The sequence below is a fragment of the Marinimicrobium sp. UBA4509 genome (assembly GCF_002388575.1).
GTDB classification, from domain to species: Bacteria; Pseudomonadota; Gammaproteobacteria; order Pseudomonadales; family Cellvibrionaceae; genus Marinimicrobium; species Marinimicrobium koreense.
The window spans coordinates 78,611-105,235 of record NZ_DGMV01000060.1 but is presented as its reverse complement, the minus strand read 5'-3'; the positions used below and the strand labels follow the sequence as shown (position 1 = coordinate 105,235).

Annotated in this window: 19 protein-coding genes and 1 tRNA gene; 17 read left to right on the top strand and 3 right to left on the bottom strand. The window is 57.3% G+C overall.

Annotated elements, in window-relative coordinates; translation table 11 throughout:
- Positions 1–20: 20 nt before the first annotated feature.
- A complete protein-coding gene (locus tag B3520_RS11790; RefSeq protein ID WP_286806531.1) occupies positions 21–818 on the top strand; it encodes a transglutaminase family protein in 798 nt (265 codons plus the stop codon).
- A gap of 65 nt (positions 819–883) precedes the next feature.
- Positions 884–1,309 carry an MAPEG family protein gene (locus B3520_RS11785; RefSeq protein ID WP_286806533.1) on the top strand — a complete coding sequence of 142 codons (426 nt, stop codon included), beginning with the start codon at positions 884–886 and terminating at the stop codon, positions 1,307–1,309.
- Here the strand turns inward: B3520_RS11785 and B3520_RS11780 are convergent.
- Entirely contained in the window at positions 1,288–2,259 is a 972-nt protein-coding gene (locus B3520_RS11780; protein ID WP_286806534.1) for a calcium/sodium antiporter, read from the bottom strand. The two genes, B3520_RS11785 and B3520_RS11780, sit on opposite strands and share 22 nt — an antisense overlap.
- A gap of 63 nt (positions 2,260–2,322) precedes the next feature.
- Positions 2,323–3,195 (bottom strand): GGDEF domain-containing protein, encoded by an 873-nt coding sequence (locus tag B3520_RS11775; protein WP_286806536.1) that lies wholly within the window; start codon positions 3,193–3,195, stop codon positions 2,323–2,325.
- Positions 3,196–3,767: 572 nt separating this feature from the next.
- Between B3520_RS11775 and carA the strand changes: the two genes are divergently transcribed.
- The 3 genes from carA to greA all read left to right on the top strand — a co-directional run bounded on the left by carA (position 3,768) and on the right by greA (position 8,692).
- Positions 3,768–4,928 (top strand): glutamine-hydrolyzing carbamoyl-phosphate synthase small subunit, encoded by a 1,161-nt coding sequence (carA, locus tag B3520_RS11770; RefSeq protein WP_286876108.1) that lies wholly within the window; start codon positions 3,768–3,770, stop codon positions 4,926–4,928.
- A 69-nt stretch (positions 4,929–4,997) separates the two neighbouring features.
- Positions 4,998–8,219, top strand: a complete 3,222-nt coding sequence (carB, locus tag B3520_RS11765; protein WP_286876107.1) for a carbamoyl-phosphate synthase large subunit — start codon at positions 4,998–5,000, stop codon at positions 8,217–8,219.
- Positions 8,216–8,692, top strand: a complete 477-nt coding sequence (gene greA / locus B3520_RS11760; protein WP_286806542.1) for a transcription elongation factor GreA — start codon at positions 8,216–8,218, stop codon at positions 8,690–8,692. Before carB ends, greA begins: the two co-directional genes overlap by 4 nt.
- Positions 8,693–8,783: 91 nt before the next feature.
- Here the strand turns inward: greA and B3520_RS11755 are convergent, their stop codons facing one another.
- Complete coding sequence (locus B3520_RS11755; RefSeq protein ID WP_286806544.1) at positions 8,784–9,086, bottom strand: YhbY family RNA-binding protein; 303 nt, start codon at positions 9,084–9,086, stop codon at positions 8,784–8,786.
- 66 nt (positions 9,087–9,152) lie between these two features.
- Here B3520_RS11755 and rlmE point away from each other — a divergent pair, with 66 nt between their 5' ends.
- The 12 genes from rlmE to B3520_RS11695 form a co-directional block, all read left to right on the top strand.
- Positions 9,153–9,773 carry a 23S rRNA (uridine(2552)-2'-O)-methyltransferase RlmE gene (gene rlmE, locus B3520_RS11750; RefSeq protein WP_286806546.1) on the top strand — a complete coding sequence of 207 codons (621 nt, stop codon included), beginning with the start codon at positions 9,153–9,155 and terminating at the stop codon, positions 9,771–9,773.
- A 112-nt stretch (positions 9,774–9,885) separates the two neighbouring features.
- A complete protein-coding gene (gene ftsH, locus B3520_RS11745) occupies positions 9,886–11,820 on the top strand; it encodes an ATP-dependent zinc metalloprotease FtsH (protein ID WP_051174481.1) in 1,935 nt (644 codons plus the stop codon).
- A gap of 118 nt (positions 11,821–11,938) precedes the next feature.
- A complete protein-coding gene (folP, locus tag B3520_RS11740; RefSeq protein ID WP_286806549.1) occupies positions 11,939–12,805 on the top strand; it encodes a dihydropteroate synthase in 867 nt (288 codons plus the stop codon).
- 33 nt (positions 12,806–12,838) lie between these two features.
- Positions 12,839–14,176, top strand: a complete 1,338-nt coding sequence (glmM, locus tag B3520_RS11735) for a phosphoglucosamine mutase (protein WP_286806550.1) — start codon at positions 12,839–12,841, stop codon at positions 14,174–14,176.
- A 93-nt stretch (positions 14,177–14,269) separates the two neighbouring features.
- Complete coding sequence (gene tpiA, locus B3520_RS11730; RefSeq protein ID WP_286806552.1) at positions 14,270–15,070, top strand: triose-phosphate isomerase; 801 nt, start codon at positions 14,270–14,272, stop codon at positions 15,068–15,070.
- 62 nt (positions 15,071–15,132) lie between these two features.
- On the top strand, positions 15,133–15,495 hold the full coding sequence (gene secG / locus B3520_RS11725) for a preprotein translocase subunit SecG (RefSeq protein ID WP_123639006.1): 363 nt from the start codon (positions 15,133–15,135) through the stop codon (positions 15,493–15,495).
- Positions 15,496–15,533: 38 nt separating this feature from the next.
- Positions 15,534–15,618, top strand: a tRNA-Leu gene (locus tag B3520_RS11720).
- A 393-nt stretch (positions 15,619–16,011) separates the two neighbouring features.
- A complete protein-coding gene (locus B3520_RS11715; RefSeq protein ID WP_286806553.1) occupies positions 16,012–16,782 on the top strand; it encodes an IclR family transcriptional regulator in 771 nt (256 codons plus the stop codon).
- Between the two features lie 295 nt (positions 16,783–17,077).
- A complete protein-coding gene (locus tag B3520_RS11710; protein WP_286806554.1) occupies positions 17,078–19,798 on the top strand; it encodes a TonB-dependent receptor in 2,721 nt (906 codons plus the stop codon).
- 101 nt (positions 19,799–19,899) lie between these two features.
- Complete coding sequence (locus B3520_RS11705) at positions 19,900–22,755, top strand: hypothetical protein (RefSeq protein ID WP_286806555.1); 2,856 nt, start codon at positions 19,900–19,902, stop codon at positions 22,753–22,755.
- A gap of 251 nt (positions 22,756–23,006) precedes the next feature.
- The gene (locus B3520_RS11700) at positions 23,007–24,620 is read left to right on the top strand and encodes a sodium:solute symporter family protein (RefSeq protein WP_286903406.1); all 1,614 of its coding nucleotides are present in this window, start codon (positions 23,007–23,009) and stop codon (positions 24,618–24,620) included.
- Positions 24,621–24,704: 84 nt separating this feature from the next.
- Positions 24,705–26,625, top strand: a 1,921-nt coding sequence (locus B3520_RS11695) for an FAD-dependent oxidoreductase (protein WP_286876104.1), incomplete at its 3' end; no start/stop codon positions are given.

Sequence of the window (26,625 nt, the reverse complement as noted above, 5' to 3'; positions counted from 1 at the left end):
TCAAACCAGGGAGTTCCCCCATGTGGCTGCGAGCCGGTTGTGAAATCCAGTTCGATGAAAGTGAGCCCGCACCGTTTATCCTGATGCTGCGCCCGCGCAGCGGCCGACGCCAGTGGGTCGCCCGCGAATCCTACACGCTGATTCCCAGTGTGCCGGTGGAAGAATACACCGACCCCTACGGCAATCTCTGCCAGCGACTGATTTCGCCGCCCGGTAAATTTGTCATTCGTACCTCGGCGGACGTTCTGGCCGACGACACCATCGATGTCGCCCCCGGCGCGCCCTTTGTGGAAGTGCAGAATCTGCCTAATGAAGTGCTGACCTACTTATTGCCCAGTCGCTACTGCGAATCGGATCAGTTCATCCTGATGGGGCGGGAGATCGTTGGCGATGCGATTCCCGGGTACGATCAGGTGGCGCGTATCGAGCAGTGGATTCGCGACCAGTTCATTTATAACGAGGCCGCGCCGCACTTTCAGCTCTCCGCTGCGGACTTCAACCAGATGAGCGAGGGGGTGTGTCGGGACTTCGCGCACCTGGGCATCGCCCTGTGTCGTGGCCTGTGCATTCCGGCGCGCATGGTGGTGGGTTACCTGCATAAACTCGAGCCCATGGATTTCCACGCTTGGTTCGAGGCCTACGTGGGCGGGCGTTGGTACACCTTTGACCCGACCCAGAGCGAGCCTCGGGGTGGTCGGGTCACGGTGGCCTATGGTCGGGATGCGGCGGATGTGGCGATTTTCAGCCAGTTCGGCCCGGCGCTGTACCCCACGCGAATGCACGTTCACGTGGAGCAGCTACCCGGACCACCGGAGTAGGTGCCGAGAAGCCACTGTATACCTGTGTGTTGAGCTTACCATCAAACTAACCAGAGGATAGCGTAATGGGTGAAGATTACCAGTTGGCGTATGCGGGACTTGCGGTGGTGTTGATCACACTGCTGGTCCAGATGTTGGTGGCGAGCTACAGCAAGGCACGACAGCCCGGCGCGGTGCCGGGGAAAATCGATGAGTCGCTCTCGCATCAGTCTTTTGTATTCCGTGCCCACCGCACCTTCATGAATTCCCTGGAAAACCTGCCCTTGTTTTTCGGAACGGTATTTCTGGCTCTGTTTGTCGGTCTGAGCTCAACCTGGCTGGCCGTGACGGTGTGGGTCTACGCATTGGCGCGGATTGCCCACATGGTGCTCTACTACGGGCTGGCGACCGAACGCAATCCCAGCCCGCGCAGCTATTTTTATCTGATTGCTCTGCTGGCCAACGTGGTGCTGCTGGTCAGGTTGCTGCTTCAACTGGCGAACATGGTCTGAACCAAGTAGCCGGTATAACCCACGTAGCAAAGCAACAGCAACCCGCCTTCGATCCGATTGATACGTCCTTGACGGCGGAAGCCATAGCCGAATACGAACAGGGACAATGTCAGAACGGACATGACAAGGACATCGCGGCTCAGCACTTCCGGATCGACCACCATGGGATGAATGGCTCCAGCAATACCCACCACCGCCAGAGTGTTGAACAGGTTGGAGCCAATCACATTGCCCAGCGCCAGGTCGTGCTCGCCCTTGCGCACCGCAACCAGAGATGAGGCCAGCTCGGGCAGCGATGTGCCGATGGCCACAATCGTCAAACCGATGATCACATCACTCACACCCAATGCCTGGGCAATATCGACGGCACCCCAGACCAGCAAGCGGGAGCTGGCCACCAGCAACACCAGGCCTATAAACAGCCACATCAACGAGCGGGGCAGGGGCATAGGGTGAGCCTGAAGCTCCGCGTCCACTTCGCCACCGAGCATATCGCCTTTGCCGCGCATACCCTGCCAGATGCTCCAGCCCATGGTGGCGGCAAATACCAACAGTAGAAGGCTGGCATCCAGCCGACCAATGTGGAGATCCCACACCAACCATGCGCTGAAAGCGGTAATCAGTGTGAGGATGGGCAATTCTTTGCGCAGGATCTGGGAGTGAACAGCGATGGGGCTGATCACCGCGGTCAAGCCTAGAATCAGGGCGATATTGGTGATGTTGGAGCCGTAGGCATTACCCAGGGCAAGCCCCGGACTACCCTGACTCGCCGCCAACGCCGAGACCACCATTTCCGGAGCGGAGGTGCCAAAGCCGATGATTACCATGCCGATCAGCAGCGGTGGCATTCCCAGGTGGCTGGCGGTGGAGACCGCGCCATCCACAAACCGGTCGGCGCTCCATACCAGAATAATCAGGCCGACAACGACGGCGGTCAGGGCGAGAATCATGGTAGTTCCTTTGGAATAGAGACGGAGCGCGGCATCTTCCGGCCTGCCCGTTGCCCTGTCAAGTCAGGTTTTATTTTCGGTATGGGCTTGTTCTGATGTGGGACTTGACTCGCCTGCCACAATGCAATCCCGCCCCTGTTTTTTGGCCTGATAGAGCGCCTCGTCGGCGCGTTCAAACCAACGGTCAACGCTTTCTCCGCGCTGCAGAATGGCCGTGCCAAACGAGGCGGTTACGGGGCCGGATGGACTGGTGAGGGTTTTGCGCAGCACCGACTGGACATGCTCGACGGCCGCTTGAAGCCCATTCGGTGTGGCCCCGGACATCAGAATCACAAACTCTTCGCCACCAAAGCGGAACAGCTGGTCCGAACGCCGGGTATTGAGGGCCAGGACGCCGACGAAATCCACCAGAATGCGATCTCCGGTGTGGTGACCGTGGGTATCGTTGACCCGCTTGAAGTGATCCAGATCGGCCAGCACCAGACCGTACTCGGTGCCTTGGCGCTCGTGTTCGGACGCGGCCCGGGCCAGCGCTTCATCCAGGGCACGGCGGTTGCTGGCCCCCGTGAGCGGGTCGAGTAGTGCCAGATGCTTCAGGCGGTTGTGCTGGTGCTCGCTTCGACGGGCAAAAACATAGGTGCAAGCGCACACCACCACCAAAGTGACCGAAAAGGACCACATCTGCTGACTGGAGCTGAAGGCGCTGCCCTCGAGGATCAGCAATGTCAGGGCTCCGAGAGGCAGAAGCGCGGCAATCAACGGGCGGGTGAGCATGAAGCTGCAGATCAATGCCGGGTACAGCCAGAACAGCCCCACTTCGCCGGCCGTCAGGGATATGGCGATGGCGCCCCCGGTGCAGGGCAACAGGGCGAGAAAGAGTCCGGTGCAGGCCGTTTTGTGCGTGCGCCAGGCGTATGTATAGTGTGGCGCCGACAATGGCTCCGAGAATGCCCAGATCGATCAGGCCAATCCAGTACTCTCCGCGCAGAAACCGCCAGATGGCAAAGGGTGTGATGCCAACGATCGCACAGGCGTTCATCAGGGTGATGACCGAGAGATGAAAATCGTTGCGTAGCCGATAAAGCATGACGGTCTCGTATTGGCCAATTGTGCGTCGTGGCTCGGAGCTGACAATGAGCCCATAGTGCCCCAGCAAGGTGCACGCCGACAAGTATTCTGGCACATTAATCTTCTTTTGGTGGCTTAGAGCTGCCGGGAGGTTGTATCGGGGTGACGGGCGGTCGTAGGCGCGAATCGGACATTTTCATTGGACAGCACCCGCCGCCTCGCGTAAAATTGCCGGCGAAATTACACTTGGCCCAAATGCCGGTCAGCAGGATTGTATGAAGCGAGATGAGGCTGGTGTTTCATCTCGCTTTTTTGCACCCCGTGACCGGGCTTTCACTCGCGCGCAGTCCGTCTAGCATTCGCTGATCTTCGCACCCCTCGGGTCGTGCGGCTGCCTCGCTGAGCCTGTGAAAAGTCCGGTTACATGACGGCACGCCATCATGCTTGAGGAGGTTGACTTGACTACTGGGGCATCCACACCCGCTGTGCTTGTACTTGAAGACGGCAGTATTTTTCGCGGTACCGCCATTGGTGCCGAGGGCCTGTCGGTGGGCGAGGTGGTGTTCAATACCTCCATGACCGGCTATCAGGAAATTCTGACCGATCCCTCCTACGCCCGTCAGATCGTGACGCTGACCTACCCCCATATCGGCAACACCGGCGTCAATGCCGAGGACGCCGAGTGCGATCGAAGCTGGGCCGCCGGTCTGGTGATTCGGGATCTCCCCTTCCTGGCCAGCAACTTCCGCTCCGAGCAGTCCCTGCCCGAGTACCTGAAAGCCCAGAACATCATCGGCATCGCCGATATCGATACCCGTCGCCTGACCCGGCTGCTGCGCGACAAGGGCGCCCAGAACGGCTGCATCATGGCGGGCGAAATCGACGAGGACAAGGCGCTGGCGGAAGCCAAGGGGTTTGCCGGCCTGAAAGGTATGGATCTGGCCAAGGTGGTCAGCGTGAAGGAACCTTATACCTGGAGCGAGGGCACCTGGTCCTTGGGCAAAGGGCATCAGGTCCCCGAGGGTGAACGGCCCTATAAAGTGGTGGCCTATGATTACGGGGTCAAGCGCAATATTCTGCGTATGCTGGTGGATCGCGGCTGTGACCTCACCGTGGTGCCGGCTGAAACACCCGCCGCCGAGGTGCTGGCGATGAACCCCGACGGCGTCTTCCTGGCCAACGGCCCCGGCGACCCGGAGCCCTGCACCTACGCCATCGAAGCGATTAAAGAGATTGTTGAAACCGGCCTGCCGGTCTTTGGTATCTGCCTGGGGCACCAGTTGCTGGCCCTGGCCTCTGGCGCCAAAACCCTGAAGATGAAGTTCGGTCACCACGGCGGCAACCACCCGGTGCAGGACCTGGAGACCGGACGGGTGATGATCACTGCCCAGAACCACGGTTTTGCCGCCGATGAGGCGAGCCTGCCGGACAATCTGAAGGCCACTCACCGGTCACTGTTCGACGGCTCCCTACAGGGCATTCACCGCACGGACAAGCCCGCCTTCAGCTTTCAGGGGCATCCGGAAGCCAGTCCCGGTCCGCACGACGCCGACGGCCTGTTCGACCACTTTATTGATTTGATGAAAGACGCGAAACGTTGATGGGTTGCCGCCTGCGGGCGGCCTCCGCGCAACGTCACCCTTCAACCGATTTCGCAGAGCGAGAAGATCATGCCAAAACGTACCGACATCAACAGCATTCTGATCCTGGGCGCGGGCCCGATCGTCATCGGCCAGGCCTGTGAGTTTGACTACTCCGGCGCCCAGGCCTGTAAGGCCCTGCGCGAAGAGGGTTACCGGGTGATCCTGGTGAACTCCAACCCGGCCACCATCATGACCGACCCGGCCATGGCGGATGCCACTTACATCGAGCCCATCGAATGGCGCACGGTGGAACAGATCATCGAGAAAGAAAAGCCGGATGTGGTGCTGCCCACCATGGGTGGCCAGACCGCGCTCAACTGTGCCCTGGATCTGGCCAAGCACGGCGTGCTGGAAAAGTACGGCGTCGAGCTGATCGGCGCCAACGAAGACGCCATCAACATGGCGGAAGACCGGGATCTGTTTGATCAGGCCATGAAGCGCATCGGTCTGGAGTGCGCCCGCGCCAAGATCGTCCACTCCATGGATGAAGCCCTGGAAGTGCCCAAAGAGTTCGGTTTCCCCTGCATCATCCGTCCGTCTTTCACCATGGGTGGCTCCGGTGGTGGTATCGCGTACAACTGGGAAGAGTTTGAGGAAATCTGTACTCGCGGCCTGGACCTCTCGCCGGTCAATGAGCTGCTGATCGATGAATCCCTGCTCGGCTGGAAAGAGTACGAGATGGAGGTGGTTCGGGACAAAAGCGACAACTGCATCATTGTCTGTTCCATCGAAAACTTTGACCCCATGGGTGTGCACACCGGTGACTCCATCACCGTGGCCCCGGCTCAGACCCTGACCGACAAGGAATATCAGATCATGCGTAACGCCTCCCTGGCGGTGTTGCGTGAGATCGGGGTAGAAACCGGCGGCTCCAATGTGCAGTTCGCGGTCAATCCGGACGATGGCCGGATGGTGGTGATCGAGATGAACCCCCGGGTATCCCGATCTTCCGCGCTGGCCTCCAAGGCGACCGGTTTTCCGATCGCCAAGATCGCGGCGAAGCTGGCGGTGGGTTACACCCTGGATGAACTGCAGAATGAAATTACCGGCGGTGCTACTCCGGCCTCGTTCGAGCCGACCATCGATTACGTGGTCACCAAAATTCCGCGTTTTACCTTTGAGAAGTTCGGAGACGCCGATGCCCGTCTGACTACCCAGATGAAATCCGTGGGGGAGGTGATGGCCATTGGCCGGACCTTCCAGGAATCCCTGCAGAAAGCCCTGCGCGGTCTGGAAGTGGGCTCGGCCGGCTTCGAATCCAAGGTGGACCTGAAGGATAACGATACCCCGGCGCGTCTGCGTCGTGAGCTGAACACCCCCGGGGCCGAACGCATCTGGTATCTCGGCGATGCCTTCCGTCTGGGAATGAGTGTCGAGGAAGCCTTCGAGGCGTCGAAAATTGATCCCTGGTTCCTGGTCCAGGTGAAAGACCTGATCGACAGTGAACAGGCGCTGGACGGTAAAACCGTACAGGACCTGAACGCCGAGCTGCTGTTCCGCCTCAAGCGCAAAGGGTTCTCGGACAAGCGACTGGCCAAGCTGCTCGGCACCAGCGAGCAGGCGGTGCGTCAGCATCGTCACCAGTTGAACATCCGCCCGGCGTTCAAGCGTGTGGATACCTGTGCCGCCGAGTTCGCCACCTCCACCGCTTACATGTACTCCACGTACGAAGAAGAGTGCGAGGCCAACCCGAGCGACAAGGACAAGATTCTGGTGATCGGTGGCGGCCCCAACCGTATCGGCCAGGGCATCGAATTCGATTACTGCTGTGTGCATGCCGCCTTCGCCATGCGCGATGAGGGCTACGAGACCATCATGGTCAACTGTAACCCGGAAACCGTGTCCACCGATTATGACACCTCCGATCGCCTGTTCTTCGAGCCGGTGACCCTGGAAGATGTGCTGGAAATCGTGCACAAAGAAAAACCCAAGGGTGTGATTGTGCAGTTCGGTGGCCAGACGCCGCTGAAACTTGCCCGCGCCCTGGAAGCCGAAGGTGTGCCGATCATCGGTACCACCCCGGATGCGATTGACCGCGCCGAGGACCGTGAGCGCTTCCAGCAGATGATCAACAAGCTGGGCCTCAAGCAGCCGCCCAACGCCATTGTGCGTTCGTTTGAAGAGGCGCTACAGGCCGCCAAAGAAGTGGGCTACCCATTGGTGGTGCGTCCCTCTTACGTGCTCGGTGGACGGGCGATGGAAATCGTCTATAAGGAAGATGAGCTACGCGGCTACATGAATACCGCGGTAGAGGTTTCCGAAGATGCGCCGGTACTGCTGGATCACTTCCTGAGTGCCGCGATTGAAGTGGATGTGGATGCGGTCTGCGATGGTGAGCAGGTGGTCATCGGCGGGATCATGCAGCACATCGAGCAGTGTGGCGTTCACTCCGGTGATTCGGCCTGCTCCTTGCCGCCTTACTCGCTGCCGAAAGACGTACAGAACCTGATGCGTGAGCAGATCAAGGCCATGGCGTTGGAGCTGGGTGTCGTGGGTCTGATGAACACCCAGTTGGCCTATCAGGACGGCGAAATTTATGTGATCGAGGTGAACCCGCGGGCCTCGCGCACAGTGCCGTTTGTGTCCAAGTGCATTGGCGTGTCCCTGGCCAAGGTGGCGGCGCGCTGTCAGGCTGGCATCAGCCTGAAAGAGCAGGGTTTCACCCAGGAAATCGTGCCGGATTACTACAGCGTGAAAGAAGCGGTGTTCCCGTTCAACAAATTCCCGGCGGTAGACCCGATCCTGGGGCCGGAAATGAAATCCACCGGTGAAGTGATGGGGGTGGGTGACACCTTCGGTGAGGCCTTTGCCAAGGCTCAGCTCGGCGCTGGCAGCAAGCTGCCCACCACGGGCACGGCGTTCATCAGCGTACGCGATGTCGACAAGCCCGGTGTGGTCGTGGTCGGTAAGGAGCTGAACAGTCTCGGTTTCAAACTGGTGGCCACTCGTGGCACGGCTGCGGTATTAAAGGAGGCCGGGCTCGAAGTGGACGTTGTCAACAAAGTGGCCGAGGGTCGCCCGCATATTGTGGACATGATCAAGAACAGTCAGATCAACCTGATTGTGAACACCACTGAAGGGCGGCAGGCGACCCGCGACTCGGCCTCGATTCGTCGCAGTGCGGAAAATCATCGGGTGTACTACACCACCACTCTGGCCGCTGGCGAGGCGGTGTGTATGGCACTGCGGTTTGGTCAATTTACACAAGTGCGGCGCCTGCAGGAGCTGCACGGGAGGATCGGTGCATGAGCAAGGTACCCATGACAGTGGAAGGCGCAGAAGCTCTGCGCGAAGAGTTACACGACCTGAAGAAAGTCCAGCGCCCGCGCATCAGCCAGGCGATTGCCGAGGCGCGCGAGCATGGTGACCTGAAAGAGAACGCCGAGTACCACGCCGCGCGGGAGCAGCAGAGCTTCTGCGAAGGCCGGATTCAGGAAATCGAAGGCAAGTTGGCCAATGCCCAGGTCATTGACGTCAAGACGATTCCGCCCAGCGGCAAGGTGATTTTCGGCACGACTGTGACCATCATCAACTGCGAGACCGAGCAGGAAGTAACCTATCGAATCGTGGGCGATGACGAGGCGGATGTGAAAGCCAACAAGATTTCCGTCAATTCACCCATCGCCCGGGCCTTGATCGGCAAGGAAGAGGGGGATGTGGTCGAGGTGAAAACCCCCGGCGGTGAAGTCGAGTACGAAATCGACAAGGTGGAGCATATTTAAGTTTTGGTAATTTCGGGTCGCTCCGAAGGTTGCGTAGGGCGGATAAGGCCAAAGGCCGCATCCGCCGTAACCCAACCCCGACGCCGTGAACTCACCGCAACAAATTCGACAATTTCGGATTCGGCTTCGGATTCGCCCGGTACAGCAGCGCCATCTTGCCCACCTGCTGAACCAGCTCCACACCGGGCATGGCCGCCAGCTCATCAAGCAGCAGCTTGCGGTCGTCCCGCTCGGCCACGGCAATCTTGACCTTGATCAGCTCATGATCATCCAACGCCCGGTTCAGCTCGGCGCGGACCCCGTCGCTCAGGCCGTTGTCGCCCAGGGTGACAATTGGCTTCAGGTTGTGCCCCAGGGCACGGAATTGTTTCTTGCGGTCGGCGCTTAGCGGCATGACAATACCTTCAAATCGTTTGGGTGAAAAAGCCTCTCATTGTAACGCATCTCTCCCGGAATCATCATGGCCAGATCCAAAAGCAGCAACCGTTGGCTGGACGAGCACTTCAGCGACCCTTACGTCAAACAGTCCCAGAAGGACGGCTATCGCTCCCGCGCCAGCTATAAGCTGATCGAGCTAGACAAGAAGGACAAACTGTTCAAGCCCGGGATGAGCGTGGTCGACCTGGGGTCGGCGCCGGGTGGTTGGTCTCAGGTGGCCGCCGATCGGGTGGGCGACAAGGGCATGGTGCTGGCGTCGGACATTCTGCCCATGGACAGCATTGCCGGGGTCGAGTTTATCCAGGGTGACTTTACCGAGGAAGCGGTGCTGGAGCAGCTGCTGGCCGCGCTCGGTGGGCAGAAGGCGGACCTTGTAATCTCCGATATGGCCCCCAACATGAGTGGTATGAATGCCGTTGACCAGCCCGCCGCCATCTATCTGGTGGAGCTGGCACTGGATATGGCCCGGCAGGTGTTGAAACCTGGCGGGCATTTTGTTGCCAAAGTGTTCCACGGCGAGGGCTTTGACCCCCTGCTGCAGGACACGCGCGACGCCTTTACCAAGGTGGCAGTGCGCAAACCCGACGCCTCCCGGGCCCGCTCCCGGGAGGTGTATCTGGTCGCCCGGGGCTTCAAAGGTTGAGGCCCCGGCTGATCTATTGCCTCATAGGGTGCGTTTATTGGTATTGATGCGCTTATGGGCTCTATACTGTCACTGATTTGTTGTACAAAACGAGGGTATCTCCTTGAACGACATGACCAAAAATCTCATCCTGTGGCTGATCATCGCCGCCGTGCTGTTCACGGTGTTCCAGGGATTCAATCAGCCCGCCAGTAGCGAGACCCTCAGCTACTCGGACTTCGTGCGCTCGGTCAAGAGCGAGCAGGTCCGGGAAGTCACCCTGCAGGGCCTGAAGGTCCAGGGCACCTATTCTGACGGCAGCACCTTCCAGACCACGCTGCCCCAGATTGGCGACCCCAAACTGATGGACGACCTGCTGAACTCCAACGTGACGGTGCGTAACAAGGAGCCGGAGCGCCCCAGCCTGTGGCATCAGCTGTTAGTGGCCAGTTTCCCGATTCTGATCATCATTGCCGTATTCCTGTTCTTCATGCGCCAGATGCAAGGGGGCATGGGGGGCGGCAAAGGCGGCCCCATGAGCTTTGGCAAGAGCAAAGCCAAGCTGCTCGGCGAAGACCAGGTCAAAACCACCTTTTCCGATGTGGCCGGGGTGGATGAAGCCAAAGAAGAAGTCAGCGAGCTGGTGGAATACCTGCGCGATCCCTCCAAATTCCAGCGCCTGGGTGGCCAGATCCCCCGGGGTGTACTGATGGCGGGCCCGCCCGGTACCGGTAAGACGCTGCTGGCCAAGGCCATTGCCGGTGAGGCAAAAGTGCCTTTCTTCTCGATTTCCGGTTCGGATTTCGTCGAAATGTTCGTCGGTGTGGGTGCGTCTCGGGTCCGCGACATGTTCGACCAGGCCAAGAAGCAGGCGCCCTGCATCATCTTTATTGATGAGATTGATGCCGTTGGTCGTCATCGTGGCGGTGGCCACGGCGGCGGTCACGACGAGCGCGAACAGACTCTGAACCAGTTGCTGGTGGAAATGGACGGTTTTGAAGGCAATGAAGGCGTGATCGTCATCGCCGCCACCAACCGTCCGGACGTGCTCGACAAAGCCCTGCTGCGCCCGGGCCGTTTCGACCGCCAGGTGGTCGTCGGCCTGCCGGATATCCGCGGCCGCGAGCAGATCCTGAAAGTGCATATGCGCAAAGTCCCCATCGATGAGCGTGTCGAGGCCAATGTGATCGCCCGAGGCACCCCCGGTTTCTCCGGTGCGGACCTGGCCAACCTGGTGAACGAGGCGGCCCTGTTCGCGGCCCGTGGCAATAAGCGCCTGGTGACCATGGAGGAGTTTGAGAAAGCGCGTGACAAGATCATGATGGGCGCCGAGCGTCGCTCCATGGTGATGAGCGAGAAAGAAAAGGAAAACACCGCCTACCACGAAGCGGGCCATGCCATTGTGGGCAAGATCGTGCCCGAGCACGATCCCATCCACAAAGTGACCATCATTCCCCGTGGCCGGGCCCTGGGTGTCACCCAGTTCCTGCCCGAGGGCGACAAGTACAGCATGAGCCGCCGGGCCATTGAGTCCAGCATCTGCACCCTGTTTGGTGGCCGGATTGCCGAAGATATGACTCTGGGCGCCGAAGGCATCACCACCGGCGCGTCCAACGATATTGAGCGGGCCACCGAGCTGGCACGCAATATGGTGACCAAGTGGGGTCTGTCGGAAAAGCTCGGTCCTCTGCACTACGGTGAGGACGAAGGCATGATGCCGGGCACCGGCTCGGCCAACTACTCCGGCGAAACCTCCAAGATGATTGACCAGGAAGTCCGCCGAATCATTGATGAGTGCTACAAGCGCGCCGAGCAGATTCTGCATGACAACCGGGATATCCTGGAGGCGATGAAAGACGCGCTGATGGAGTATGAGACCATCGACTCCGAGCAGGTCGACGACCTGATGGCTCGCCGCAAGGTGCGTCCGCCGCGCGACTGGCACGACGACGATTTCAATGGCCACCTCAAAGGCAAGGGTGGCGAAGCCGATGGCAAGTCAGACGGCAAAGGCGCCGAGGGTGAAGGCAAAGACAAGCCCATCGGTGGTCCCGCCGAAGACCACTGACCGCTCCCGGCGGCATTGAGTCATCAGTCTGTTATAATCCCCGGCCATTGCGCCGGGGATTTGTTTTTCCCCGCCCGCTCAACACCCAATATCGCCCAACCAGTTGGAATCACCGCCCATGCGTTTTGGCGCCCACAGTCTGGACCTATCCCGACCCTGTCTGATGGGGGTTCTCAATACCACGCCGGACTCTTTCTCTGATGGTGGAAGTTACTATCAGGCGGGCCAGCTGTCGCTGGACCTGGCCCGACGGCGAGCCCAGCAGATGCTGGATGAAGGCGCCGAGATCATCGACGTAGGAGGGGAATCGACCCGCCCGGGGTCAACGCCGGTCAGTGAACAGGAAGAGCTGGACCGGGTGATTCCGGTCGTGGAAGCGGTGGCCGGTGAACTGGGCGCCCTGGTGTCGGTCGATACCAGTAACCCAGCGGTCATTCGTGAATCGGCCCGAGCGGGTGCCGGGCTGATCAATGATGTGCGCGCATTGCAGCGCGAGGGTGCTCTGGCCGCCGCCGCCGACACCGGGCTGCCGGTGTGCCTGATGCATATGCAGGGCACTCCCGAGACCATGCAAGAGCGACCCCAATACCAGGACCCGGTGGAAGAGGTTAAAGACTTTCTCCTCCAGCGGGTGTCCGCCTGCAAGGCTGCCGGGATCGGCGCCGAGCGGATTCTGCTCGATCCGGGGTTTGGCTTCGGAAAAACCCTGGAGCACAACCTGGCCCTGCTGCGCCGCCTGGGTGAATTCCAAGCCCTGGGGTACCCGGTGTTGGTGGGCATGTCCCGCAAGTCCATGCTGGGGCACCTTCTGGGGCGCGAAGTCAGTGAGCGCTTACCCGGCAGCCTGGCTCTGGCGATGGCCGCCGCTCAGCGCGGTGCCTGTATTATCCGGGTGCACGATGTGGCGCCCACTCATGATGTTCTGGCAGTCCTGGCGGCGCTTTCGACCGATGCGTCAGCCGCCGACTCGCCGTCTACCCATTAACCAGTAAAGCATTTGAGCGGGAGCAAGGATCCTATGGCGCGACAGTATTTTGGTACCGACGGTATTCGTGGGCAGGTCGGCGAGCCTCCCATCACGCCTGACTTCATGCTCAAACTGGGCTGGGCTGCCGGTCGGGTACTGGTGGACCGCTTCTCCGGCCCGAATATGATTCTGATTGGCAAGGACACCCGGATCTCGGGCTACATGTTTGAATCCGCCCTGCAGGCGGGGTTGATCAATGCCGGTGTGGATGTCGGCCTGCTCGGTCCCATGCCCACCCCGGGCATTGCCTACCTGACCCGGACCTTCCAGGCCCAGGCCGGTATCGTGATCAGTGCCTCCCACAACGCCTACACCGATAATGGCATCAAGTTTTTCAGTGGCAACGGCACCAAACTGCCCGATGACGTTGAGCTGGCCATCGAAGAGCAACTGAACCAGCCCATGACCACCGCAGAGCGGTTGGGCAAGGCGCGCCGTATCGAGGATGCCTCGGGCCGCTATATCGAGTTCTGCAAGGGCACCATGCCCTGGGGTTTCAGTCTGCAGGGGCTGCAGATTGTGGTGGACTGCGCCAATGGCGCCACCTACCACATTGCGCCGAGCGTGTTCAGCGAGTTGGGGGCCAAGGTGATTCCGGTCGCCACGGACCCCAATGGCACCAACATCAATCGCGGTTGTGGCTCCACCAAAACCGATCTGTTGAAAGAGAAAGTCATGGAGCTGGGGGCGGACCTCGGCATTGCCTTCGACGGCGATGGCGACCGGGTGATGTTCGTGGACCACCGGGGCGAGATTGTCGATGGCGATGAGCTGCTCTACATCATTGCCGATTACCAGCACCGTTATAGCGGTGGCTGCGACGGCGTGGCCGGCACCCTGATGAGCAACTTCGGGCTCGAGTTGGGCCTGAAGAAAATTGGCGTGCCTTTCGAGCGGGCCAAGGTGGGTGACCGCTACGTGATCGAAAAAATGCGTCAGAACGGCTGGACGCTGGGCGGCGAATCCTCGGGGCATATCGTCTGCAGCAACGTCACCACGACCGGAGACGGGATTATTTCCGCCCTGCAAGTATTGTTAGCGCTCACTACCATGGGCGAATCATTGAATAAAATCAAAAAAGGCATGAATAAAATGCCTCAGACCATGATCAACGTGCACCGCTCCCGGCAGATCGATCTGGATAAGGACGCCACCATTAAGGCGGCGGTCGCCAGCGTCGAGGACAAGCTGGCCGGCACCGGCCGGGTGCTGCTGCGCCCCTCCGGTACCGAGCCGGTGGTACGGGTCATGGTAGAAGGGGAAGACAAAGCAAAGGTCAAGGAACTGTGCCAGGAGTTGGCCGCTACGGTAGAAAAGGCTCTCAACTAGAAGAGCCGCTACACTGAAAAAGAGAGCAACACGAGACCCATCAACCAACATGAGAGAAAAGCGGGGTCAGAGCGCGATTTGGGATTGTATGTTATGCCCAACTTCGCTAACATTGGCGCCCGCTTTAAGGGGGACCCCTTGAGCGAGAGACACAGCCGCCAACGCCTGGTCGTTGGCAACTGGAAAATGAACGGCAGTCTGGCCGAGAACGCCTTACTGCTGAACGGCATTACCGCCCAGTGGCAGGGTGCGGAAAATGTGGAAACGGCCCTGTGCCCGCCCTACGTTTACCTCAGCCAAGCCGCTGAAGCACTGTCCGGAAGCCCCGTTGAACTGGGGGCACAGACGGTCAGCGAACACGCCAACGGCGCGCACACCGGGGAAGTGTCCGGTACCATGCTGGCTGATCTTGGATGCCGCTACGTGATCGTGGGTCACAATGAGCGGCGCCGGATGCAGGGTGAAACCAGCGACCAGGTCGCGGAAAAGTTTCACGCGGCTCAGCAAGCGGGCCTGATTCCCATTCTCTGTGTCGGTGAGTCCGAACAGGAACGGGATGCCGGCAAAGCGCTGGAAACCATTGGCCAACAATTGCTGGCCGTGGTCAATCGCGTTGGCCTGGAAGCATTTGCGCGTGCGGTGGTGGCCTACGAACCGGTATGGGCGGTAGGCACCGGGAAAACTGCCAGTCCCGAACAGGCGGAAGAAGTACACCGCTTTATTCGCGCCGAGTTGGGCGAACTGGGTGCTAAAACGCAGATTTTGTACGGGGGCAGCGTCAAGCCGGGCAACGCCGAGCAACTGTTCGCAATGCCGGACATTGACGGAGCCTTGCTCGGAGGCGCTTCCCTGAACGCCGACGATTTTGTCGCCATTTGCAGAGCCGCCGCCTGAGGGCGGGGCTTTGAAGCAGCGTATCGAATACGCTACGTTTTAAAGAGTAGAGACGAAACACCATGGAAACACTCGTTCTCGTTGTACACATTCTGACCGCCCTGGCCATTATCGCTCTGATCCTGCTTCAGCAGGGTAAGGGTGCGGTTGCCGGCGCCTCCTTCGGCTCCGGCGCCTCCCAGACCGTGTTCGGCAGTCAGGGCAGCGGTGGCTTTTTCACCCGCATGACCGGCATTTGCGCCGTAGTTTTCTTCGCCACCAGCTTTGGCTTGGCCATCATTGCCAAAAACAAAGCCGGCGTCGGTATCGACAGCGACATTCCGTCAGCGGTAGAACAGTCAGCCCCGGCCGCGCAAGACTCTGAAGTCCCGGCCGTGGAAGAAGAAAGCAGCGCGGACGAGGTTCCAGAAGTACCGGCTGAGTAATCAGCCGTTTAGAAAACAGTTAGTTTGACCCCTTATATGCCCAAGTGGTGGAATTGGTAGACACGCTATCTTGAGGGGGTAGTGGCGCAAGCCGTGCCGGTTCAAGTCCGGCCTTGGGCACCATACTGAAAAAGGCTCTCCGCTACGCGGAGGGCCTTTTTTTATGTGTGCCAGTCTGGACCAGGGGCCGGCGTGGGCTCGGCGCATCCGAAATGCAGGGCCGCGTTAGTGCCGCGAAGGACAGGAAGTCCGAAAGGGCCCAGGGGCTTGGCCTTCGGCCACCTTCGCCGTGCCCGTTTACTCCCGGCAAACCGGTGAGCACCATTTCGGCATCCGATACCGTCCGGTATCGTTCAAAAGCCAAGCCCTGCGGGGCTTTTTTGTTTCTTTTCATCCGTTAGCGTCCGGTAAAATCCATTGCCAGTTGAAACCCCTGGCGGTACTGTTGACGGTATAATGTCTAGAGTGCAGTCTCTTGGGGCTGATAAAACGCGTCACTCTTAGGATATCAACTTTATGACCGATCAGGATTACTTGGAGCGCAAGCTTAAATCTTATGGCACTCAACTAAACATGAGTGTTCTTGACGGCATTGAGACTTTGCAGGCGGTTGCGTCATTTGATCGTCCGGTTGGTTGTCGGGAGTTGGCCAGGTTCTTGGAGCTGGATACTACAAGGGTCAATCGTTTGCTGAGAACTCTGGCTTATGCCGGATTTGTGCGTAAAACGTCAGACCGCAAGTACACAGTCGGGCCCGCGATGCATGTGCTTGCCGCGCAGAGTTTGTTTGCTTCTCACATGGTTTCTTATGCGGTAAAGCCTCTTGAAGAGTTACGAACCTACGATATGGTGGTGGCAATGGGGGTGCTTTGGAGAGACAAAGTGACCTATGTTTATCATGCACTCCCGGGGTTGAGTTCTATAGAGGCTTTGGGGCGCCTTGGCTACTTTCCTGCAACTGCTTCAGGGGTGGGACTTTCTTTGCTGTCCCAAAAGGAAGGGGATGAGGTGACTCACCTATATCAAGGTAAAGAAATTCCAGGCTTTCCTGATGGCATAGATTCATTGCATGCGAAGCTTGAAGAAATCCGAGAGCGTGGTTATGTCAGGGTTCGAACAAGCTACCAAACCCACTTGCCTGAAGGCGCCGTGACATTGGCTTTGAATATCGGAGAGCCGGCTCATAGTGCTATTGCTTTATCAGGCGACATTCCCGAAGAACGAACTGCGGAGCTGGTGACGGCACTACGAGGAAAAGCGGCAGAAATCGAAAGTCATATACGATAACCTCCCAAGCTAACCCCCCCCATATTTCCCTCTAAATACCCATTTGCGTGCTCAGCTTGTGTTGAGAGATGTAGCTTTTTGCACGAAAAAAAAGAAGAAACTATCAAATAAGAATAATTAATAAAAATTTAATCTATATCTAATATAGATCTTATCATTGACAATGTATCTATTGTAGCTACATAATGGCCTCGAGCTGCAATATTCTGTGGCTGTTCTTCTTCCCGGTGTTTAGCATTAACGGAAGCAGCGGGACTCAATATACGAATAAAGATATGAATTAGGAGAGCCTGTTATGACGGTACAACTATTTCAAAAAAAAGTTCTAGCCCAAGTAATGAGCACAATATTGCTGGCGGGATTCGGGAGCACCTCGTTTGGGCAGCAGTCCGGCAGTACCCCCGACGATGAAAGTTCTTCAACACTACTAGAAGAGGTCGTAGTTAAAGGAATTAGGGGTAGTTTGAGTGAGAACTTGGATCGAAAAAGGGAAGCTGACACCTTCATTGACGTTATTGTGGCTGAGGATATCGGCAAGCTGCCAGATGACAATCTGGCCGAGACATTACAGCGCGTTCCCGGGATTCAGGTGGAGCGGGAAGATGGGGAGGGCGTCAATGTCACTATCCGAGGTATTCGAAACAACCGGGTGGAAGTGAATGGTCGCACCCTTTTGAGCCCGTTTGGTCGTGGAACCAATGCAGGCATTATGAATTATTTCCCCTCAGAGATTGTCGGCTCAGTCAGAACCACTAAAGTATTGACAGCCGATATGACTGACGGGGCGCTTGGCGGTACTATCGACATCAAGACCCGTAAGCCACTGGATCGAAAAGGATTTTGGGGTGGAGCTTCAGTCGAGGGAACACACTCTAGTCTGAATGACGATCAAGGGGTCAAGCTCTCGGCGCAGGCCAGTAACTCTTTCGCAAATGACACCATGGGTGTGATGTTTGGCGTAGTGCACGAGGACCGCCCGATAACCGAGGATCGTTTTTATAGCAATGGTGACTGGCGCCAGGGTCCTCCGTACTCGAATCCAGATAACAACGTACTCGATATTACCGACCCCTACTATTACCAGTACGATTTGCGATATCAGCGCAAGGAGGAAGATCGAGAAAAATCCGCCGTAAACGGCTCCTTCCAGTGGAAGCCAGCGGACAATCTCGACTTCAATGCCGATCTTCTTTATGCCGAGTACGATTACGCACGTTCACGCTCTTGGGCGGGCATTATTCTGGATAAGACGCTCGACAACTATGATCCGGGCACCATTGTGGTGGACGAAAATGATGCCCGGGTCGCCGGCACCCTGAATACCAAAGTGGAAAGCAATCACGAGCGGTATCAGGGAGCAGACAGCTTCCTGACTGGCGGTTTGAACGTGGCATGGGTGGGCGAAAGCGGCTTGGAAGTATTTGCTGAATACGCTTTCGGTGAGTCCGAAACTACTCGGGACCAGCAGTTCATCCAGTTGTATACATATGGTGAGGACGGGTCTGGAGTTCCGATAAACTTTGATATTCGAGCTACCGATATAGCCTCGGTGGAGATCCCGGATCTATCGAATCCCGATGATTTTACTGCGTCGACCTTCTACGACTCTCGAAACATTAATGAAGCATCAGAAGATTCCTTCCGGCTTGATGCAACCTATCCGATGGAAGGATTCTTCACTTCAATTAAGGCCGGCCTCCGCTACTCTTCCATTACTGCGGTTACTGCGGAGTATGGCAAGTATGGAGTCTCACCCTATGATAATGCTGAAGTCACGAGTCTTACACGCGCGGGGCTAGGAAATACGGCAGTGCCTGATGCCGACTGGCTACAGAATGCAGCAGTGACGGTAGATACGTCTGATGTGTTGTCTGGTTCTGGAGCCAACGTGCCAAATCAGATCGTTGTTGTGGATACAGATAGGATTGGCGGAGGTGGTTTTGGTTTCTCCGACGCATTCTACGACGCTCCTGTCTCACGATTTCCGAATATGGATTCTGAGGTTGAGGATTCTATCCTTTCCTATTACGCACGTGCCGATTTCGAAGCGTGGGGGTGGACAGGTAACTTCGGGGTACGCTACTCGGATACCTCCACCACGGTCAATAACTATGCTCTCGTAGGGGCTGAGTACGAGCCCTATGAAGAAGAGGGAAGCTATCAGGACTTGTTGCCAAGTTTGATAGCCAAAAGGGATTTGACGGAAGATCTTGTGCTCCGTTTGGGCGTAAGTGAATCTATTGCGCGTCCTGATACTCGAGTGTTGGGCGCCACAGGAAGGGTTAACCTGATTGAAGATGATCCCGAAACGCCTCAGGATGAATCGGAGGGGTCCTCTGCCTCACTGCCAAATCCCGACCTCAAGCCTCAGCGTGGTACGAAATACGATGCCTCGCTGGAATGGTATTTTTCCGAAAATTCGGCGTTGGCTATGGCCCTATTCTACAATTCCCTGGACCGCCAGATACTCAATGTCACAGAACCCGGAACTATTCCCGGCTATGGAGACCAGATCTTCGCAATCCGCACGCAAGTAAATGGTACAGGCGGCGAGATCAAGGGAATGGAGCTGGCCTTTCAGCATAACTTTCGGGATCTCCCTGGTTTTCTGGGGAATACGGGAACGTCCATTAACTACACATATCTTGAAAACACCACCGATGAAATTGACCCTCGCACCGGTGATCCGATTGGTCTACAGGGGGTGTCTGAGAATAGCGTTAACATTCAGCTGTATTACGAGGACGACAAGCTGAGTTCACGACTGCTGTACAACTGGCGAGATGACTATTTTGATCGTCTGGGTTTTGCAGGAGCTACCGCTATCCTTAATAAGGGCGAACCATCTCTAGATGCGTCGATCAAGTATTACCTGACAGACTCAATGTCCATGGAGTTTCAGGCGGTTAACCTACTGGATTCACCGAAGTCGGAATATGCGGGTTGGGAACAGTATGTGGCGACCTACGCTGAAACTGGTCGGCGCTATTCGCTGGGCATTAGCTTCAAGTTCTGACTCACATGAGGGGCGGTGCCGGCCTTGGGTGCCGTCTCTCAGCCTATCCCTAACCTGACTGAATTGTGACGCTATGTACGTCAATACTCAGAGGATTAATCATGCCTTTACGAAATTTCTTACTGGGCGCGCTAGGCGTCTTTGCTCTCTGCGGCTGTCAGCTTGGATCGGGGGCAAGCTCAACGGATGCGGAAAGCACCGTCGGAACTACGGTCAGTCGTGACTCGGTCACGCTACACGCCAACGATGGTCAGACTCATCAGTATGCGCTGGAATTCTATGTGTTGTACCGGGAAGACAATCCAGATATGCAGCTGCGGCCGGCCAACTTGGATCACACTCCCTACAATATACCCACCTGGCTGGCCGTGGATCGCGCCGAAGCCGATCTGGAAGCCGTGGAGCGTGATGCCGCGACCGCTGGCGATGGTTTCGACGCGTCGATCCTGGAAGGCTCTGCCGAGGCGCGCACAGCCAACTATTTTGCCAGTGGTCGAGTGATCGCGGTCAAACCGGATTCCGTGGAGCGCGTGGGCAACACCTTGCATCTGAGCTTTGCGGACCGCGAAGAATTCTCCCTGAAAGCCGAATTGACGCTGGAGAGTGCGTATCCCTCATTGTCATTCACGCTGCAACCAAAAGAAGCCGGCTTCTTCTCCGTCGGTTTTATGGGGGCGCCCGCCTTTCCCGCAGAGCGTACAGAAGAAATCTGGCAACCCCTGATCTGGCAGGAAAAATCCTTTCCGGATCGCTCCTATCTGACGCTCGCTTACCGCGCGCCTTTGCCTACTACGCTGGTGCGTGCAGACGGTGTGAACTATGGTGTGGTGGCCGATCCGAAAGAGTTTCCATTCGACCCGCTGCCCCTGGCCGATAATAGCCGCTTTGGTGTGGCCTTGCGCAACCCCAACGGCGATGCTCAGCCGATGTTGTTCTCTCCGGTGTTGGGTGGCTTTGAATCAGAAATGAAACCGGGTGATCGCTACTCCTTCACCTCGCACCTGATCGCGGAAAAGGCGGAGTCCATTACGGGCACCTATGAATCGATCGCTCGTCAGCTGTATGACTTCCGTGACCACCGGAAGAACGGCATTGCCTCATTGAACACCACGTTCCAGAACATCGTGGATTACTCTCTGACCGATTACGCGTGGTTTGAAGAAGAGCTGAAAGGTTCAGCGTACTCCACGGACGTACCAGGTGCCGTTAAAAACGTCACCAGCCTGAATGCGTTGGAATTGGCTCTGGTCACCGATAACCGGGCGATGTTTGAAGACCGTGCCTACCCGACGCTAGAGTATATGCTTTCGCGGGAAAAATTCCTTTTCAGTCTGGACCCGAAGCAGAAAATCCAGAACCCGTCGCGCAACATGTTCGGCCCGATTGCGCCGATTTCCGAACTGAGCGCTTTACACAATATTTTGGGCGGCGCCAATGATTTCTTTATAAAGCTGGCCGAGGAAGAGTACAACAGTACGCGCATTCGCAACCTGGACGTTGAAGAGAATGGCGATACCTGGTGGAACTCGCTGTGGCTGTATAAAGCCAGCGGGGATGAAACGTATCTGAATCGTGCGGTGGAAGGCGCTGATGCCTATCTGGCCTCGCGTGTTGGAAAGGGGGCCAGCGAACCGGCCGGCTTCTTCTGGACCCAGTTTACTCCGCGCTTTATCGAGCTTTCAGAGTTGTACGAAGTTACCGGTGAACAGCGTTACCTGGATGCGGCGCACGAAGTCGCCCGGCACTACACCATGTTCACCTGGATGGCTCCGAAAATTCCAGATCAGAAAGTTCTCGTGAATGAAGATGGAAAGGCGCCAATTTACTGGTACCTTAAGTCCAAAGGCCACCAGCAAATGTACACCGATGAAGAAGCGGTGGACGCCTGGCTGTTATCGGAAATCGGTCTGACGGCTGAGTCGTCCGGCACTTCATCGGGGCATCGTGCGATCTTTATGGCCAACTACGCCCCCTGGCTATTGCGCATTGGCTATTACGCGGACGACACCTTTTTGCAGGAAGTGGCCAAGGCCGCCATCATCGGACGCTATGAAAACTTTCCGGGTTATCACATCAACACCGCGCGGACCAACATCTATATGAAAGAGTCCTACCCGATGCATCCGTTCAAGGAGCTGAGTGTCAACTCGTTCCACTTCAACCACATTCTTCCGATGGCCTCCATGTTGTTGGATTACCTAGTCACGGATGTGTTTGTGCGCACCGACGGTCAAGTGAACTTTCCCTCTGAGTACATCGAGGGTTATGCCTATCTGCAAAACAAGTTCTATGGTCACGCGCCGGGCTCATTCTATGGTGAAGAGGGTGTGAACCTCTGGATGCCGAAAGGACTGCTGGCTATCGATGATATTGAACTTAATTACATCAGCGGCTTTAAAGACAACTCACTGTACATCGCCTTTACCAACCAGTCCGACCAAACCGTCTCTGCGCGGGTGCAATTGAACGAAGCCCTGGTGGACACAGCCGACTCGCTCTCAGTGACCCGCTGGCGCGAGAACCGCCTGGTCGGAACCGATTCGGTCAGTGGTGATGCGCTGAAGGTGCAGGTAGCGCCCCACGGAGTCACGGTGGTGAAAGTGGACGGGGCTACGGCGATAACCGCCTTCCGTCAAAACTTCACCGGCCAACCCGAGATCGCGCAGAACGACTATCAGGAGCTTGACGTGGGTAACGCCCGAGCCATGTTGATTCAACTGGGAGGTTACGGCGAGCGCGCTTATATCTACTTGAGAGATGACGACAACAAGGTCGCGTCCGCCACCTTGCGCTATACCGACACGCAGGGTCGTGAGCGCTCCGTGACGGATGATGAATTCCCCTATGAGTTCACGGTGGAGCTGCCGTCCGAAGCGTCCGGTCTAACGTTCGAGCTGGAGACGCGCGGGGTGGACGGTCGCGCGCGACAAAGCGACCCGGTCACGCTGGGACACTGAGAGCAGGAGCTTTTACGGGGAGCTTCGAGCTCCCCCTTTTTTGCCTCTGTTGAGCCCCTGGCAGGGTAAGAAAAGACAATATCCTGCTTTACAAATATCTTTAATAGATACATAATTGTTGGGTGGGTGCTGCGCTTTCCAAGTGCCATTCACTGGTGATTTCACAATAACGAGTGGCGGGAGACGCGAGTGTGAACAGCTTTGATTACGGTGTGGCGCTTCTATTTTCGCTTTTGGTGCTGGCCCTCGGGATGATGTTTTCCAGAAGCGGCAAGAACATGAAGTCCTTTTTCGCAGCGGGGGGTGCCGTACCCTGGTGGGTCAGCGGCCTCTCCCTGTTTATGAGTTTCTTTTCGGTGGGCACCTTTGTGGTGTGGGGTTCTATCGCTTACGCCGACGGTTTTGTGTCGGTCATGATTCAGTCCACCATGGCGATATCCGGCCTGGTCATCGCTCTGGTCGTTGCGCCCGCGTGGAATAAAACCCGCTCCCTGACGGTGGCGGAATTTATCTCCCGCCGATTGGGCGACAGTGTGCAGCGGAAATTTTCGGCCTTGTTTTTACTGATCAACCTGTTCACGGCGGGCGCGTTTCTGTACCCGGTGGGGAAAATTATTGAAGTGACCACAGGACTGCCGTTGGAACTTGCCATTCTGGCGCTGGGCATTTTCATCATCGCCTACACCGCCGTGGGCGGGCTCTGGGCGGTACTGGTGACGGATGTCCTTCAGTTCACTGTGCTCAGCGCGGCCGTAGTGATCGTCGTTCCGTTGTCTCTCGGGGCGGTCGGCGGCATGTCTGGATTTCTGGACAAAGTGCCCGAGGGCTTTATGGCGCTGCACAACGACGAATACAACCTGATTTTTCTCGCGGCTTTCACGGTGTACAACATTGTATTTATTGGAGGGAACTGGGCATACGTGCAGCGCTACACCAGCGTATCCAGCCCGCGCGATGCGCGCAAAGTGGGCTGGCTTTTCGGCGGGCTCTATTTATTGGCGCCGGTGGTCTGGATGATCCCGCCAATGGTTTACCGCGTTCTGGACCCCTCTCTGGCGGGTACCCAGGCGGAGGATGCGTACTTATTAATGAGCCAGAAAGTGGTGCCCGCCGGATTGCTGGGGCTGATTCTCGGCGCCATGATTTTCGCGACTGCCAGCTCGGTGAATACCACCATCAACATTGCGGCGGGCGTGTGGACGAACGATATTTATCGCCATTTCAAAAAGCAGACCAGTGAACGGGAAGTCATGCTGATGGCCCGTCTCTCAACGTTGGTGTTTGGCTGCATGGCCATTACCGTCGCGCTGCTGGTTCAGAGCATGGGCGGCATTGTGTCGGTTGTCCTGAGTGTGGCGGCTTTAACCGGGGCGGCGATTTACCTGCCGCCGATCTGGGCCATTTTCTCCCGCCGGCAAACGGGGTTTAGCATTTTAACAACTACCATAGGCAGCCTGACCATCAATCTCTTTCTTAAATTTGGTTGGCCGTGGCTCGGCGGTGACGCGTTAACCCGGTCGGCCGAAATGCTGGTGGGCGTATCGGTGCCGGTCGCGTTTCTTCTGGGTTTTGAGGGGTGGTACGCCTGGCGCAAGACCCCGAATCCGACCTGTGAGGCGTACCTCGAATATCGCGCGGGACAAAGCGCGAGCACCGAAGGCGACGCGACTTCGGTGGAGGCCAACCGTTATGCCGTTCGAATACTGCTGGCGGGCGTGGCCATGATTGGGCTGCTGATCGCTGCACTCGGTGTGTTGGCAGAGTCCGCTAGGCTGGCGACGCTGTTGGTCGGCGTAGTGATTTTTGTACCGGCGCTATGGGGTCTGAAGCCGTTGCAGTGGTTCTCAAAGAAAAGTAGAACGTAAAAGCGAGCCGTCGCTTGCTCGTCAACGGGCTGGGCAATGCGGCGACGCATTATGAGTTTGATCTGATTTTGTTAGGATACGATTATGTTGTTACACGATGCTTTGCCCGAGGGGCGCCAAAATACCATCAAGCGCATTGACGCAGAGCTGGTGGTTATCGGTGGTGGGCTGTCCGGTTGCTGCGCGGCCATCTCGGCGGCGCGGGCGGGAAAAACGGTGTGCCTGATTCAGGATCGGCCCGTGTTGGGAGGCAATGCCTCCAGCGAAGTTCGCCTCTGGAGCCTGGGCGCCACTTCGCACATGGGTAATAACAATCGCTGGTCCCGTGAAGGAGGCATCATCGATGAGTTGTTGCTGGAAAACTTGTATCGAAACCCGGAAGGCAATACCGTTATTTTCGATACCGTGTTGCTCGACAAAGTTCGTGCGGAAAGCAATATTACACTGTTGCTGAACACCGCCGTGTACAACACGGTAAAAGACGGCACGCGCCATATTGCCGCCGTGCAGGCATTTTGTTCGCAGAATTCGACCACTTACGACGTTCAGGGGCAGTATTTTTGCGACGCGTCTGGTGACGGTCTCGTGGCGTTTCAGGCAGGGGCCGCTTTCCGGATCGGCGCCGAGTCTTGCGAGGAGTTCGGTGAAAAACTGGCTCCGGAGAAAGCGGACACGGAGCTGCTGGGCCATTCCATTTACTTTTACAGCAAGGATGTGGGCCGCCCGGTGAATTTTGAGCCGCCGTCGTTTGCCAGTATTGACAAAGTGACGCTGGATCGCATCAAACGCATTCGTCGGGACGATATCGGGCCGCGTCTCTGGTGGCTGGAATACGGTGGCAACTGCAACACGATCGAAGACACCGAGGAAATCAAGTGGGAACTCTGGAAAGTTGTCTACGGCGTGTGGGACTACATCAAGAACAGCGGCAACTTTGATGGCGTGGAGAACCTGACGCTGGAGTGGGTCGGAACGATACCGGGCAAGCGCGAGAGCCGCCGCTTCGAAGGCCTCTACATGATGACTCAGCAGGATGTGGTGGAGCAAAGGTCGTTTCCCGATGCGATCTCTTACGGCGGCTGGTCGATTGACCACCATCCCGGAGACGGCGTTTACAGCAATAAAGCGCCGTGCCGCCAGTTTCATTCCAAAGGCGTCTACCAGATTCCGTTGCGAAGCATGATCAGCAAGGACATCGATAACCTTTTTTTTGCGGGACGGATTATCAGCGCGAGTCATATCGCGTTCGGTTCCACACGCGTCATGTGTACCTGCGCACACGGTGGGCAGGCGGTCGGACAGGCGGTGGCGCTGTGTCTGGAAAGCGGGTGGCAACCTACGGAACTGCTCGAAACAGAACCTCTGGCGATGCTGCATGGCAGGCTCAATGCCATGGGACATTTTATTCCCCAAGTGCCTTCGGTACCGACCGATAATCTGCTCAGCCGCGCGACGCTGGAATCGTCCAGTGAACTGATGCTGGAACAACTGCCGGCCGACGGTCCGTGGAGATCCCTGGCTGTGTCCGCAGCGCAATGGTTGCCGATGAAACAGGGCGTGAGCTATACCGTGCGCAGCCGCATCCGATCGGCGGCGGAAAATCGCTTGACGGTACAACTGAGGGCCAGCTCCAAACCGGAGAACTTCACTCCGGATCTTGTGCTGGAAGAAGTCGAGGTGGCGGTCTCTCCGGGCGAACAGGACGTGACGGTAACGTTCTCGAAAACGCTGCCTGCCGATCAGTACGGTTTCATTGGCTTTATCGGGGATGAAAGCCTGGAAATTGCCTGCTCTGAATCGCGAGTCACTGGGCTGGTCTCTGTCTTCAATGGTAAAAATGAGGCAGTGTCGAACAACGGTCGACAACTGGCGGAGCCGGGTAGCGGTATTGACGAGTTTGAATTCTGGACGCCCGAGCGCCGTCCCGGTGGCCACAATCTCGCCTTATCGGTGTCGCCGCCCATCAGTGATTTTTCCGTGCAGAACCTGACCAGTGAATACACCC